This is a genomic window from Arthrobacter sp. TB 26, assembly GCF_000427315.1.
Lineage (GTDB): Bacteria > Actinomycetota > Actinomycetes > Actinomycetales > Micrococcaceae > Arthrobacter.
Genome location: NZ_AUPJ01000289.1, coordinates 1 through 14,374 on the forward strand (window position 1 = coordinate 1; position 14,374 = coordinate 14,374).

11 protein-coding genes and 1 pseudogene (1 of these 12 cut by a window edge) are annotated in these 14,374 nt (G+C 66.8%); 6 read left to right on the top strand and 6 right to left on the bottom strand.

Annotation, left to right across the window (positions count from 1 at the left end):
* Positions 1-206 precede the first annotated feature (206 nt).
* From K789_RS0110315 to K789_RS0110325, 3 genes are all read left to right on the top strand, one after another.
* On the top strand, positions 207-1,763 hold the full coding sequence (locus tag K789_RS0110315) for a circularly permuted type 2 ATP-grasp protein (protein WP_024366687.1): 1,557 nt from the start codon (positions 207-209) through the stop codon (positions 1,761-1,763).
* A gap of 75 nt (positions 1,764-1,838) precedes the next feature.
* Complete coding sequence (locus K789_RS0110320) at positions 1,839-2,765, top strand: alpha-E domain-containing protein (protein ID WP_024366688.1); 927 nt, start codon at positions 1,839-1,841, stop codon at positions 2,763-2,765.
* Entirely contained in the window at positions 2,762-3,613 is an 852-nt protein-coding gene (locus K789_RS0110325; protein ID WP_024366689.1) for a transglutaminase family protein, read from the top strand. The genes K789_RS0110320 and K789_RS0110325 overlap by 4 nt, the downstream gene beginning before the upstream one ends.
* Positions 3,614-3,720: 107 nt before the next feature.
* On the opposite strand, the gene K789_RS22820 is transcribed toward K789_RS0110325, so the two are convergent.
* Complete coding sequence (locus tag K789_RS22820; protein WP_024366690.1) at positions 3,721-4,209, bottom strand: pyridoxamine 5'-phosphate oxidase family protein; 489 nt, start codon at positions 4,207-4,209, stop codon at positions 3,721-3,723.
* A 170-nt stretch (positions 4,210-4,379) separates the two neighbouring features.
* Here K789_RS22820 and K789_RS0110335 point away from each other — a divergent pair, with 170 nt between their 5' ends.
* Entirely contained in the window at positions 4,380-6,080 is a 1,701-nt protein-coding gene (locus K789_RS0110335; RefSeq protein ID WP_024366691.1) for a GAF domain-containing protein, read from the top strand.
* 17 nt (positions 6,081-6,097) lie between these two features.
* Here the strand turns inward: K789_RS0110335 and K789_RS0110340 are convergent, their stop codons facing one another.
* The gene (locus tag K789_RS0110340; protein WP_024366692.1) at positions 6,098-6,826 is read right to left on the bottom strand and encodes a response regulator; all 729 of its coding nucleotides are present in this window, start codon (positions 6,824-6,826) and stop codon (positions 6,098-6,100) included.
* A 322-nt stretch (positions 6,827-7,148) separates the two neighbouring features.
* Between K789_RS0110340 and K789_RS0110345 the strand changes: the two genes are divergently transcribed.
* Entirely contained in the window at positions 7,149-7,601 is a 453-nt protein-coding gene (locus tag K789_RS0110345) for a universal stress protein (protein ID WP_024366693.1), read from the top strand.
* 11 nt (positions 7,602-7,612) lie between these two features.
* Here the strand turns inward: K789_RS0110345 and K789_RS0110350 are convergent, their stop codons facing one another.
* From K789_RS0110350 to glgC, 3 genes are all read right to left on the bottom strand, one after another.
* Positions 7,613-8,083 carry a pyridoxamine 5'-phosphate oxidase family protein gene (locus tag K789_RS0110350; RefSeq protein ID WP_024366694.1) on the bottom strand — a complete coding sequence of 157 codons (471 nt, stop codon included), beginning with the start codon at positions 8,081-8,083 and terminating at the stop codon, positions 7,613-7,615.
* Between the two features lie 87 nt (positions 8,084-8,170).
* Positions 8,171-9,634, bottom strand: coding sequence for an SDR family NAD(P)-dependent oxidoreductase (locus K789_RS0110355; protein WP_024366695.1), 1,464 nt, complete (start codon positions 9,632-9,634; stop codon positions 8,171-8,173).
* A gap of 72 nt (positions 9,635-9,706) precedes the next feature.
* Positions 9,707-11,122 carry a glucose-1-phosphate adenylyltransferase gene (gene glgC, locus K789_RS0110360; protein ID WP_192815758.1) on the bottom strand — a complete coding sequence of 472 codons (1,416 nt, stop codon included), beginning with the start codon at positions 11,120-11,122 and terminating at the stop codon, positions 9,707-9,709.
* Positions 11,123-11,217: 95 nt separating this feature from the next.
* Here glgC and glgA point away from each other — a divergent pair, with 95 nt between their 5' ends.
* Entirely contained in the window at positions 11,218-12,423 is a 1,206-nt protein-coding gene (gene glgA, locus K789_RS0110365; RefSeq protein WP_029704850.1) for a glycogen synthase, read from the top strand.
* Positions 12,424-12,543: 120 nt separating this feature from the next.
* On the opposite strand, the pseudogene K789_RS22825 reads toward glgA, so the two are convergent.
* Positions 12,544-14,374, bottom strand: a pseudogene (locus K789_RS22825) (acyl-CoA dehydrogenase); it runs 307 nt beyond the window's last position.

Sequence of the window (14,374 nt, forward strand, 5' to 3'; positions counted from 1 at the left end):
GCAGCAGGCCCGGCAGCGGGTTGCGAGTAAACGGTTGCACCTGTCCACTTTGCCGTAACCGCCCGGCAAGGCCGTCACCGCCACGGCGGACCTCACCGGACGCGCCCCGAATGCCGGCACGCAGACATCCCGTTCCCGCGTCCAGGCGCCGCGCCCCAGCGGGCGCCGAAATGATTTCGCAACAAAAAGATGATTGTCTTGTCACCATGTCTGACCTATTCCAGGATTACTCCGTGGCCGCCGAACGCACAGGCGCCTACGACGAGATGTTCACCCCCGGGCAACAGGCCCGGAAGTCCTATGGACAGGTGGCCGGGGCGCTGCGTGAACTCTCGCTGGCTGATGTCACCGCCCGCGCCGATTCCATGGCCCGCACCTTCCTGGACCGCGGCGTCACGTTCGACTTCGCGGGGGAGGAGCGGCCCTTCCCGCTCGACATCGTGCCCCGGGTCATCCCCGCCGATGAGTGGACAGTGCTGGAGAAGGGCGTGGCGCAGCGCGTCCGCGCCCTCGAGGCGTTCCTCAATGACGTCTACGACAAGATGACCGTCGTAGCCGACGGCGTCATCCCGCGCCAGCTCGTCACGACCAGCGCCCACTTCCACCGCCAGGTGCACGGCTTCGAGCCGGCCGGCGGCGTCCGCGTCCATATCTCCGGCATCGACGTCGTCCGCGACGCCGCAGGAACGTTCCGTGTCCTAGAGGACAACGTCCGCGTCCCCTCCGGCGTCAGCTACGTCCTGGAAAACCGCCGCGCCATGGCCAAGGGACTGCCGGAGGCCTTTGGCCAGCAGCTCATCCGCCCGGTCGAGGAGTACCCCCGCCGGCTGCTGTCCGCGCTGCGCAAGACGGCACCGTCCGGCGTCGACGACCCCACCGTGGTGGTCCTGACCCCCGGTGTCTTCAACAGCGCCTACTTTGAGCACACCCTGCTCGCCGGCCTGATGGGTGTCGAACTCGTCGAAGGGCGCGACCTCATCTGCCGCGGCAACCGCGTCTACATGCGCACCACCGCCGGCGAGCAGCGCGTCGACGTGATTTATAAGCGCATCGATGACGAGTTCCTGGATCCGCTGCAGTTCCGCGCCGACTCCATGCTCGGCTGCCCGGGCCTGGTCAACGCGGCCCGCGCCGGCGGCGTCACCATCGCGAACGCCGTGGGCAACGGCGTCGCGGATGACAAGCTGGTCTACAGCTATGTCCCGGACCTGATCCGCTACTACCTCAACGAGGAACCCGTGATCGCCAACGTGGACACCTTCCGGTTGGAAGAAAAAGAAGCCAGGGAGGAGGTCCTGGACCGTCTGGCCGAACTCGTGGTCAAGCCCGTGGACGGTTCCGGCGGCAAGGGCCTGGTGATCGGCCCTGATGCGTCCAAGGACGAGCTCGAGGCCCTCCGCAAGCGTGTCATCGCGGACCCCCGCGGCTGGATCGCGCAGCCGGTCCTGCAGCTGTCCACCGTGCCCACGCTCAGCGGCGACAAGTTCGGCCCGCGGCACGTGGACCTGCGCCCCTTCGCCGTCAACGACGGCGACGACGTGTGGGTGCTGCCCGGCGGCCTGACCCGCGTGGCGCTCAAGGAAGGCTCCCTGATCGTCAATTCCAGCCAGGGCGGCGGTTCCAAGGACACCTGGGTCCTGGCCGATTCGCCGGAGGTGCCGGTGGAGACCCTGCCGCGCCCGGCCATCACGGTCCGCGAACGGGTCTCGGTCTGGCCCGTGGAGAGCAACTGGCGTGACAGCCAGAAGGAGCAGCAGCAATGACCCGCGGCCCCATGTCGTCCTGTTTCCCGCTGACCTGCCCTTTTCAGATTTTCGATGCGCTGGAGGTAACCGCGAATGCTTAGCCGTATCGCCGAGTCACTGTTTTGGATCGGCCGCTATGTGGAACGGGCGGACGGAACCGCCCGGATCCTCGACGTCCACCTGGAGCGGCTGAACCACCTGCCGATGGAGGAACAGCGCAGCGTCGCGCAGGAACTCCTCGCCGTCATGGGCGCCAGGGCGCAGAGCGAGGACTTCGGCCTGCCCGAACTGCTCAACGCCCTCGCCTATGACAAGCAGAGTGCCACGTCCATTGCCGGCTCCCTCGGCGCCGCGCGCGAGAACGCCCGCCGGGCCCGGGAAACCGTATCTTCCGGACTCTGGGAAAGCCTCAACACGACGTACTACGGGCTCAACCAGCACCGCAAGGACGTCGTCGGCACCTACCGGTTCTGCAACTGGGTGCTGGAACGCACGGCCATGGTCAGCGGCCTCGCGGACACGACCGTCAGCCACGACGAGAGCTGGCAGTTCCTGGTACTGGGCCGCTCGCTGGAGCGCGCCGACATGACGGCCCGGATGCTCTCGACGCGTGACGTGCTCTCCGCCGGCATGTCCTGGGTGAACATGCTCCGCTGCGCCGGCGCCTACGAGTCGTTCCTGCGGACCCGCCGCGCCGCCTTCGGCGACCAGCACGCCGCCGAATTCCTGCTGCTGGACCGGCTGTTCCCCCGATCCATCGTGTATGCGCTGCGGGACGCCGACGAGTGCCTCGCCAAACTGGACCCCTCGGCCCAGCGCGTCGGCTTCATCAACGACGCCCGCCGGATCGTCGGGCAGGCCCGCACCTTCCTGGAGTTCCACCGTACCGACGACCTCATGTCCGAACTTCCCGAACACATGGAGCGCGTGCAGAAGGCCGTCTCGCAGGCCTCGGACGCCATTTCCCGTAAGTACTTCAATCAGGCAGACGAACTGGCCTGGGTGGGAGAAGTTTCATGACCCGGCTGAGCATCATCCACAAGACCGCGTACAAGTACAACAAACGCGTCACGCTCTCCTACAACGAGGCCCGCATGACCCCGCTGACGGATCCGCAGCAGGTCGTGCTGGAGTCCTCACTGAAGGTCTCGCCGTCCCAGGCCGCACTGAGCACCTACCGCGACTACTGGGGCACCCGCGTGACGGCCTTCGACATGCAGATGCCGCACGAGCACCTTGAGGTGCTCTCCACCACCACTGTCGAGGTGCACCGGGCGGAACGGATCCCGGCGGAGGCGGACATCGTCGGCTGGGACGTCCTGACCGCCCCGGAGACCCTCAACAAGTTCAGTGACTGGATCCCGCAGTCGCAGCTCACCGGGCCGGGCGCCGAAGTGCTCGGGATCATCCCCGGCGTCGTCGAGGGCCGCAACCCGCACGAGGCCGCCATGGCGGTCTTTGAATGGCTGCGCGGGGAAATGACCTACATGAAGGGCTCCACCGGCGTCACCACCAACGCGGAGGAAGCCTGGACCCAGCGCCAGGGCGTCTGCCAGGACCTCGCGCACCTTGCCATCGGCGCGCTGCGCAGCCGGGGCATTCCCGCCCGGTACGTGTCGGGCTACCTCCACCCGCGGTCGACGGCGGAACTCGGCGAAACAGTCGCCGGGCAGTCGCACGCCTGGCTGGAATGGTGGGACGGCGAATGGCGCAGCTGGGACCCCACCAACCACAAGCCGGCCGGCGACTTCCACGTGACCGTGGCAAGGGGCCGCGACTACCGCGACGTGCCTCCGCTCAAGGGGATCCTGTCCGGCGGCGGCGGTTCGGCCCTCAGCGTGAGTGTGGAGATCACCCGGCTCGCCTGACTTTGCGCCGCTTCCCGACGATGCGCTATCAGTTGCAGCTGTTCTGCGGCCTGTTCTGCGGCCTCAGCACAGCGTTATCTGATAGCGCATCGGGGTTTCCGCGGGGGCTATTCGAGTCCGGACCGGGTGGCGTCATCCAGGGGAGTCCACCAGGTCAGCGGCGGGACCACCTTGAACCGGCGCCCGGTCACGGTGTCCGGAGTGATCCTGACGAAGTGCTCCTTCTTGCCGGCCTGCCACGGGAACAGCAGCAGGCCCACGGTGTCCAGGACCTCCTGCTGGTTCTGCACCGGCGCGGCCTGCCCCTTGATCACAACACTCCAGGCAATGCCGCTGTCGGCGTCCACGCCGTCGGCCTCCACCGCCACGGCGGTGTCGCCGGTGGCCGCCTGGAGCTTGGTGCCGTCTGCCGTGCGGAACACGAGGGTACCGTGGTCCACCTTGTAATTGATCGGGAAAATGTCGGGATGGTCGTCCACCCAGACCGCGAGCCGGCCCACGGTGACGCTGCGTAACAGGCGCCAGCATTCGTGGTGGTCAAGGTTCTCAACTTCATGTGCCTGCTGGTGTTTTGCCGGATTCGGATCAGTACTCATGCCAGCGAGCCTACGCCACGCAAGCGGCGGTGGTGTAGGGCAAAAGGTCACAATCAACAGCATCATCGACCGACTTCTGGGGTTTTTGAGCCAGCTTCGGGGTATTCTGGCATCACCATCGTCAGCGCGGACGATTGTTGTGTTCGTTGTATCGAATTGGGGCCATGAGCATGCATTCAATGGGGGACCATCCGGACCAGACCACCACTGAGCCACAGCCCATGATTGACGGGGTGCTCAAGGGTTTTGTGTCCAGGGCCGAGGAACTGCTCCAGTCCCAGGAGCGGATGGCCGGGCTGCTGGAGGCCGTGGTCGCAGTAGCCGAGGACCTCAGCCTGGATGCCGTGCTGGAACGCGTTGTGCAGTCCGCCTGCCGGTTGCTTCATGCCCGCTACGGGGCCCTGGGTGTCATCGGCGACGACCACGCCCTCAGCCACTTCATCACGGTCGGCATTGACGAGGAACTGGCCCACCGGATCGGGCCGCTTCCCACGGGACACGGCGTCCTGGGCCTGCTGATTTCGGAACCACGCCCCCTTCGGCTCCATGACCTGCGCAGCCATCCGGAATCCTACGGCTTTCCATCCAACCATCCGCCCATGCAGTCCTTCCTCGGCGTCCCGGTGCGGGTCCGGGACGTGGTCTTCGGCCACCTTTACCTGACGGAAAAGGAGGACGGCAGCGACTTCACTGCCGAGGACGAAGGCCTGGCCGTTGCCCTGGCGGCCGCCGCGGGGGTTGCCATTGAGAATGCCCGGCTCTACGACGACGCCCGTCGCCGGGCCCGCTGGCTGGAGGCCTGCATGGACGTCTCCGGGCTGATGCTCAGCAGCGACCGCGACTACACCTCCGGCGGACTGGATCCCATCGCAAGCCGGGCCCTGCAGGAGTCAGGCTCCCAGCTCGCAGTGCTGGTGGCGCCCGCGGCCGCCGGCCGCGGCCATGTTGTCGCCGGAGTCGCCGGCACCCACAGCCCGCAGTTCGCCGGCCGAACGCTGGCACTGGATTCGCCCCTGCTGGAAAGTGTCCTGGATGGCGGCGAACCCGTGGTGCTTGATGACGCCTCCGCCCTGTTCGGGGAGATCGACGGCGGGATCACCGGCCCGCTGCTGGCGGTGGCGCTGAGCACCCAGGGAGCTCATCACGGGCTCCTGCTGCTGGTCCGGGACCCGGACGCCTTGCGCTATGCCCGCACGGACATTGAGATGGGGGCCGTCTTCGGTTCCCATGTCGCCCTCGCCCTGGAACTCGCCCGCGTGCACCGGCTCCGGGAGGAGTTGCTTGTGTTCACTGATCGGGACCGGATCGCCCGCGATCTGCACGACCTCGTGATCCAGCGGTTGTTCGCAGCCGGGCTGAGCGTCCAAAGCCTGACCCGCTTCACCAAGGATGAGCTCGCCACCGAACGGATCCGCACTATCACCGGGGAACTTGACGAGGCGATCCGAAGCCTTCGGGACACTATTTACTCTCTCAAGAGCAGCAGCGGCGAAACGGAGCTGCTCAGCGGTCGGATCCGGCGGGTGGCCCGCAGCTCGTCGAAGTCCATGCCGTTCACGCCCCGCCTGACCATCACGGGACCTGTCGACGCCGTCACTCCGGACAAAGCGGACAATGTCGTGGCAGTCGTTTCGGAGGGCCTCAGCAACGCCATCAGGCATTCCGGCGCGGACGCCATCACCGTATCGGTGGGCGTGGTCAGGGGCAGGGTCACGGTGGTCATCACGGACAACGGAGCCGGCTTCGCCGAACCGGGAAAGCGCCGGGGACTCGCCAATCTGGAGGACCGGGCGCGGATGCTGGACGGCGAATGCACCATCACCAGCGCTCCGGACGCCGGCACGAGCCTCGAGTGGTCGGTGCCGCTTTAGCGGCAGACGACCTTGAGCTAGCGGACGCTGTGCGGGCGTGTGGTGTCGGCGTGTCCTGCTGGCGATACCGGTGATGCGGGCCCGGCGATGAAGACGGCGGCCTGGGTGCGCCGTTCGAAGCCCAGCTTGGCCAGCAGCGAGGAGACGTAGTTCTTGACCGTCTTCTCCGCGAGGAACATTTCCGCGGCAATCTGGCGGTTCGTGAGGCCGCCGCCCACCAGTTCCAGTACCCGTCGCTCCTGGGGTGTGAGGGAAGACGTCCGGGGGTCGACGTCGTCGGCCTGGACCAGGCTGTCCACGATGCCTGCGGCGACTCCCTCCGCGAAGAGCGACTCGCCGGCGGCCGCCCGGCGGAGTGCCCCGATCAGGTCGGTGCCGCCGATCTCCTTGAGGACATAGCCGCTCGCGCCCGCCAGGACGGCCCCGCGCAGGGCCTGTTCGTCGTCGAAACTTGTCAGGATAATGCAGTTCAGGGATGGGTCCACCGAGCGGACGTCGCGGCAGACCTCAATCCCGGTCCCGTCCGGGAGACGCGCATCGAGGACACAGACATCCGGATGAAGGGCGGGTATGCGGCGGGTCGCCTCGACGGCGGAAGCCGAACTTCCGACCACCAGGAATCCCTCACCCTCGAGGAGCTCCTGCAGGCCGCGCCTGACGAGTTCGTGGTCATCGAGGATGAACACACGGATGACCGCCGGTGCCCCGTCGGCTGCAGTGAGACCTGCGTCTGCCCAGGCAATCATGATTCTCCTGTCCGGCGGCTTGCGCTGCCATGGGTGGTACGTTGGCTCCCCAGCCTGGTCCGCAGACCGTTCCTGCGGGTCGTTCGTGCGGCGGCCATTATCGCGGGCTCTGGTGCCGCCGTTGTTCCCATTGTCCGCTCCGGACGCCGTTTCCGCTCCCGACGACTGCAATTCTTCTCCGTGTCCAGGGCCCCGACAAGGGTCCTAGGTCCTGCCGGGATGCCGTCGCCCACCTGTCCCCATGACTTTTGGCCCTTGCCCCACCCCCTCCGGCACGTCACGGTAGGCTGGACGCGCCAGCTGTATGACGAAGGGATCTGCCATGACCGAAGCCAAGGACATCCGGACGATTGTGGTCGGGGTTGACGGTTCCGATGCCTCGGTCGAGGCGCTGCGCCAGGCCCAGAGCCTCGCCGTGCCGCTCACCGCGAAACTTGTGGCGCTTGCCAGCTGGGACGTCCCTCCGGTCTACGACGGTTATGTCGCGATGGGGATTGACGACTTCGACGTCCGTGCCGGTGAAATCCTGCAGGAGACGGTGGAGAAGGCGTTCGGGGCGGAAACCCCCGCCAACGTCGAAACCCGCCTCGTACAGGGCCACCCCCGGCACACGCTGATGGAGGCCAGCCGGGACGCCGACATGGTGGTGGTCGGACGCCGTGGACACGGAGGCTTCGGCGGAATGCTGATCGGGTCCGTGAGCTCTGCCCTGGTGGCCCACGCCCATTGCCCGGTGCTGGTGGTCCATTCCCCGGAGACCAAGGCGGCCAAGTAGGGTCTGGGACCCTATTCGAACGAAGCCCGCCGGGGATCGGAGAGCCGCGTGCGCCACAGGTCCGGATTGTTGACCTTGAACCGGCGGCCGGTGAGGGCCGCGGGGGAGAGCCGCACGTAGTAGTCCTTGTCTCCCGGCTGCCACGGCTCAAGCAGGAGGGCGTCGACGGCGTCCTTCTCTTCCTTGCTCTCAATGAGCTGTGCCTCGCCGCGGGCAACAACACTCCAGGCCTGCTGTTCGTGGGCGTCGTAGCCGTCGATTTCGAAGGCGAGGGGTTTGGCCGTCATCGCCGCCCAGAGTTTGGTGCCCCCCGCGGTGCGGAAGACGATCGAGCGGCGCTCCAGGGCGAAGTTCACCGGAAAGATCTCCGGATGCCCGTCCACAATCAGGGCGATCCGCCCGACCACTTCCGTGTCCAGCAGCACCCAGCACTGGTCAATGGACAGTCCGAAATCGGGCGCAGGCGTCGTCTCTGTGTTCATGTGGACCCACGTTACGTACTGTGCCGGGCCCTCATTAGGGCCATAAGGCCCATGGACCTCCCTGGCCGGATTTGTTAGAAGGCAGACTCACCAGGGGCTCGGCCTGTAATCCTTCAGGAAGACGCCGAACTGGTCCTCACCCGTCTCGCCCATGACGATCGGATCGTAGACCCGTGCGGCGCCGTCGACGAGGTCCAGCGGGGCGTGGAAGCCCTCCTCCATCAGTCGCACCTTGGTGTAGTGCGGGCGCTCGTCCGTGATCCAACCGGTGTCGACGGCGGTCATCAGGATGCCGTCGGCGTCCAGCATCTCCTGGGCACTGGTCCGGGTCATCATGTTCAGCGCCGCTTTGGCCATGTTGGTGTGCGGGTGGCCGGGGCCCTTGTAGGCGCGGGAGAACTGACCCTCCATGGCGCTGACATTCACGATGTACTTCCGCCGTGCGGTGGAGCGCTTCATCGCCCCGCGGAGCCGGCTGACCAGCAGGAACGGGGCAGTGACGTTGCACAGCTGGACTTCGAGCATTTCGAGGGGATCCACCTCATCCACCACTTGGGTCCAGCTGTTGACGCTCGCCACGTCCGGGACCAGGCCGCCGGCGTCGATGGCCGTGCCCGAAGCGATGCGCTCCAGCGACGCGGAACCGGTGGACAGTGCCAGCGACGTGATCGCATCCCCGGCCAGCACCGGGTGCTCCAGGACGGTACTCGCGAGGGCCAGCGGGTGCTTGTCGTGGGCATGGCCGAACGTCACGAGTTCCGGGCCGCCGTTGGCCGCATGGAGGGCCGCGGGAAGGGGCTCGTCCTCGGCATCGACCAACGGCTTGTAGGCGTTGCCGGAGCGGCGCACGGTTTGGGCCGCATTGTTAATGATGATGTCGAGCGGGCCCGCGGCGTCCAGGGAATCGGTCAAGGCCATCACTTGCGAGGGGTCGCGCAGGTCAATGCCGACGATCCGCAGCCGGTGCAGCCACTCGCCGCTGTCCTCCATGGCGGCAAACCGGCGGGCGGCGTCCTTGGGGAAGCGGGTGGTGATGGTGGTGTGGGCGCCGTCGCGGAGCAGCCGCAGCGCAATGTACATGCCGATTTTGGCCCGGCCGCCGGTCAGGAGGGCGCGCCGTCCGGACAGGTCCGTCCGGGCGTCCCGCTTGCTGTGGCTAAACGATGCGCACTCCGGGCAGAGCTGGTGGTAGAACGCGTCGACCTGGGTGTAGTGCTGCTTGCAGACGTAGCACGGCCTGGACTTGATCAGGTGTCCGGCGATCTCGCCGGTGGCGGACGGGGCGAGTTTGTTGCCGCGGGTTTCGTCGTCGATCCGGTCCGGGGCCGCTGTCGCGGTCTGGGCGATCACGGCCCGGTCGGCTTCGGCGATGAGGTCCCGCTTGCTGACCCGGCGGTGGCGCTTGACGGCCTTGAACATCTTGCCGGTGGCACGGCGCACCGAAACGTAGTCAGGGTGCTCCTCGTCGTAGACGTGGATGCTGTTCAGGACCTTCAGGCAGGCCTGGATATCCTCGGCGGTGAGATCGGACGGCAGATCGGGGGAGCTCATTGCCCCAATTTTACAGCCTGCTGGGAGCCCGGCCCGACGCCGGTGCCGGGCTCCCGCTGCAGCAGCGCCGGATCAGGGGGCGTCGATTGAGCGCGGGAGCCGGACGCCGACGGCGGCGGCCTGCACTTCGGCCACCTTGTCCACGGAATCCCGCAGGGCGGGCCAGTTTTCCGTGGCGGCCCGGACCGCATCCGGGACCAGGATCAGGTTGGCAGCCGACAATGACCGTTCCGCTTCCCCGGGTTCGGGGACGAGCTGTCCCTTGGACAGGACGGTGATGCCGGAGTCGGTGACCTTGAACCCGCGGGACCGGTCCAGATCGTGGTCGAGGCCGATTGCGGCGCCGGCCGGGACCTTGACGTTCTTGTCGATGATGGCGCGCTTGACGACTGCGCCTTCACCAATGTTGACCTTGTCCATCAGCACGGAGTCCAGCACCCGGCTGGACGTGCCGACGTAAACGTCGTTGGACAGCACGGAGCCTTCCACAATGCCGCCGGAAATCACGGTTCCGCTGGCAACGATCGAATCCAGCGCGGTGCCGACCGTGTTCTTCTGGCCGCGGACGAACTTGGCCGGCGGCGAAATGCTTTGCCGGGTGTAGATCGGCCATTCGGAGTTGTACAGGTTGAACACGGGCACGGGCGAGATAAGGTCCATGTGCGCGTCGTAGAACGAGTCGATGGTGCCGACGTCGCGCCAGTAGGTGCGGTCGCGTTCGGTGGAACCGGGGATCTGGTTCAGGGTGAAGTCGTAGACGCCGGCCTCACCCTTGTCGACGAAGTAGGGAATGATGTCCCCGCCCATGTCGTGCTTGGTGTCCAGCCGTTCGGCGTCGACGTGCAGGGCTTCGACGAGGGCGTCGGCGTTGAAGACGTAGTTGCCCATGGAGGCGAGGAACTGGGTGGGGTCAGCGGCGAGCCCAGGGGTGGAGGACGGCTTCTCGACGAAGGCCGCGATCTTCTCCGGGTTGTCCTGGTCCACTTCGATCACACCGAACTGGTCGGCCATGTGCAGCGGCTGCCGGACGGCCGCCACGGTGGCCTTGGCGCCGCTGGCGACGTGCTGGTCAACCATCTGGGCGAAGTCCATCCGGTAGACGTGGTCTGCGCCGACGACAACGACGATGTCCGGGTTCGCGTCATGGATGAGGTTCAGGGACTGGTAGATGGCGTTGGCGCTGCCGAGGAACCAGCTCTTGCCGACACGCTGCTGCGCGGGGACCGAGGCGATGTAGTTGCCCAGCTGCGTGGACATCCGCCAGGTTTCGGAAATATGGCGGTCCAGGCTGTGCGACTTGTACTGCGTCAGGACGACGATCTGCAGGTAGCGGGAATTGACCAGGTTGGACAACGCAAAGTCAATGAGCCGGTAACTTCCCGCGAAGGGCACGCCGGGTTTGGCCCGGTCCGCCGTCAGTGGCATGAGCCGGTTTCCCTCGCCACCTGCGAGGACGATGGCCAGAACTTTCTTATTCGGCATGGTGATCGCTCCTGAACGCCTTTGTACTTCCCCAAACAGTCCGGCACGCCCGAACGTCTTCACACTAGATCAGTTACACCGTAACGACTACCTTGGGGTTTGTGCGTATAGACATTGTGACCAAAGAATTCCCGCCCGAAATCTATGGCGGCGCCGGGGTCCACGTGGCCGAACTCAGCCGCGTGCTGGCCCAACACGTGGACCTGCAGGTGCGCGCCTTCGGCGCGCCCCGCGAACCCGGGTACCACGGTGCGACGGTCACGTCCTACGCCGTGCCCGAGGATCTCGGCGGGGCGAACGCTGCGCTGCAGACGCTGGGGGTGGATTTGCGGATCGTCCCGGACATCGCCGGGGCGGACCTCGTGCATTCGCACACCTGGTACGCGAACATGGCGGGGCACATCGCCTCGCTGCTGCACGGCATCCCGCATGTGCTCAGCGCCCACAGCCTGGAGCCGCTGCGCCCGTGGAAGGCCGAGCAGCTCGGCGGCGGCTACGCCGTGTCCTCCTGGGTGGAAAAGACCGCGTACGAAGCCGCCGCGGCCATCATCGCCGTGTCCGAGGGCATGCGCCAGGACATCCTCCGCAGCTATCCCGAGGTGGACCCGGCCAAGGTCAAGGTGGTGCACAACGGCATCGATGTGAGCCTCTGGAACCGGGATGAAGGTGACGACGTCATCCGTGCCCTGGGGATTGACCCGGAGCGGCCGAGTGTCGTCTTCGTGGGCCGCAACACCCGGCAGAAGGGTGTGCCCTATTTGCTGCGTGCGGCCGCCAAGCTGCCGGCCGACGTCCAGCTGGTGCTGTGCCTCGGCGCCGCCGACACCCCCGAGCTTGCGGCTGAAACCGCCCGCCTGATCGAGCAGTTGCAGACCCAGCGCAGCGGTGTGATCCTGGTGGAGCGGATGCTGCCGCGGAACGAGCTCATCCAGGTCCTCAGCCACGCCACCGCGTTTGCCTGCCCGTCCATCTACGAGCCGCTCGGCATCGTGAACCTGGAGGCCATGGCCTGCGGCGCCGCCGTCGTGGCCAGCGCCACCGGCGGGATTCCGGAGGTCGTCCAGCATGGCGAGACCGGACTGCTGGTTGACATCGAGCAGGTCACCGACGGGACCGGCACTCCGCTGGACCCGGAGAAATTCGTCACCGAATTTGCTGCCGCACTGACCGACGTTGTGTCCGATCCTGCCCGGGCCCGGGCCATGGGACAGGCCGGCCGCCGCCGGGCCGAGGAACACTTCTCCTGGGAATCCATCACGGAAACCACCCTCGAGGTCTACCGCTCGGTGCTCCCCAAGGGTTCCTGACCCCAGCACCCCCAACGAGCAAGAGGACTAAGGACAAGAGGGCCAAGAGCAAAAGGACAAAAGAACAGACGACGGCGCCGCCCCGGCCAGGGACGGCGCCGGCGTCATGTCAGGGCCGGGTCAGGCGCCGGACTGCTTGGTCCCGTGACCCTTGCGGGCCAGCAGGATCTTCTCGTCCACCGGAGCATCGCCGCTGGCGCGCTGCGTGCGGAAGTAGTTGCGGGCCTCGTCCTGGCGCGCTTTCTCGGCGCCCGTGGCGATCTCGGCACGGAGGTGTTCCGGGCCGAACCCGAAGGCATCGACCAGGTCCAGGGCGTGCGGGCGGATCTTCACCAGCAGGCGGTTGATGTAGTCACCGACGGTCCGGGCGCGCTGCATGGAGAGCCGGCCGTTCATCAGGTACCAGGACAGGTTGTCCCCGATCAGGGACAAGCCGAAGAGGTCGCGCAGCCAGGTCAGGACCTTCCTGGTGCCCGGGTCGGTGACCTTGCCCAGCGCTTCGGTGAACGCCTCCCATTGGAGCAGCTCGGCGTGCGCCTGGGCCGCTTCGATGAGTTCGTTCTGGTGGCTGTTGAACAGGGCGGCCCCCTGCTGCTGCGGCAGCTTGTTGGCGCCCTTGAGGGCCGAGCCGACTTCGGCGACCATGGTCTGCACCCGGTCGGTCAGCAGTGCGCGCTGGCTCGCTTCGTCCTTGATGGCGATGGCGGCCTTCTGCACCGACCCGGAATCCGCCATGAACTGCGCGACGCCGCGCAGGCCGGTCCGGTGGATGGCGGCACCGGTGGCCTGGCCGACGACGTAGCGGGCCAGCACACCGAAGTTCACCGTGCGGAATTCCTTGGCGTAGTCGGCCAGCAGCCGCTTCGCAACGAGCTGCAGCAGCACAGTGTTGTCACCTTCGAAGGTGGCATAGACGTCGAGGTCGGCGCGCAGCGAGGCAAAGCGGTTCTCGATCAGGAAGCCGGCACCGCCGCACGCTTCACGGCATTCCTGCAGGGTGTCGAGCGCGTGCCAGGTGCTCAGTGGCTTGAGGGCCGCCGCGAGGGTTTCCAGGTCCTGGCGGTCCTCGTCCGTGTCGGCGCGGCCGGAGAAGACGTCGTCGAACTTCTGCAGCAGCTGCTCGCTGGCGAAGCCCGCGGCGTACGTGGTGGCCAGGCGGGTGAACAGCCGGCGCTGGTGCCGCTGGTAGTCAAGCAGCACTTCCTCGTCGGTCGGCGAGGACGCGTTGAACTGGCGGCGTTCCGTGGCGTACTGAATCGCCGTCTTCAACGCCAGCTTCGACGCGGTGACGGCGGCGCCGTCGAGCGAGACCCGGCCCTGGACCAGGGTGCCAAGCATGGTGAAGAAACGGCGGCCCGGGCTGGCGATGGGCGAGCTGTAGCTGCCGTCGGCGTCGACATTGCCGTAGCGGTTCAGCAGGTGGGTGCGCGGGATCCGGACCTGGGTGAAGTGCAGCCGGCCGTTGTCGATGCCGTTGAGTCCGCCCTTGACGCCGTCGTCTTCGCCTCCGATGCCCGGCAGGAATTCCTTGGTTTCGGGATCGCGGAGGTCCATGTAGAAGGCATGGACGCCGTGGTTCACGCCCTGCGTCACCAACTGGGCGAAGACGACGGCGGCGAGGCCGTCCATGGCGGCGTTGCCGATGTAGTCCTTCCACGCGGCGCGGAAGGGGGTGTGGACCACGAATTCCTCGGTCGCCGGGTCGTAGGTGGCGGTGGTGGCGATGCTGGCGACGTCCGAGCCGTGCCCGGTCTCCGTCATGGCGAAGCAGCCCGGGATGTCCAGGTTCATGATGCCGGGCAGCCACTTCGTGTGGTGCTCCGCGGTGCCCAGATGGTTCACGGCGGAACCGAACAGTCCCCACTGGACGCCGGCCTTGATCTGCAGCGACGGGTCGGCGATGACGAGCTCCTGGAAGCCGGCCACATTGCCGCCGTGCTCGTCGGCGCCG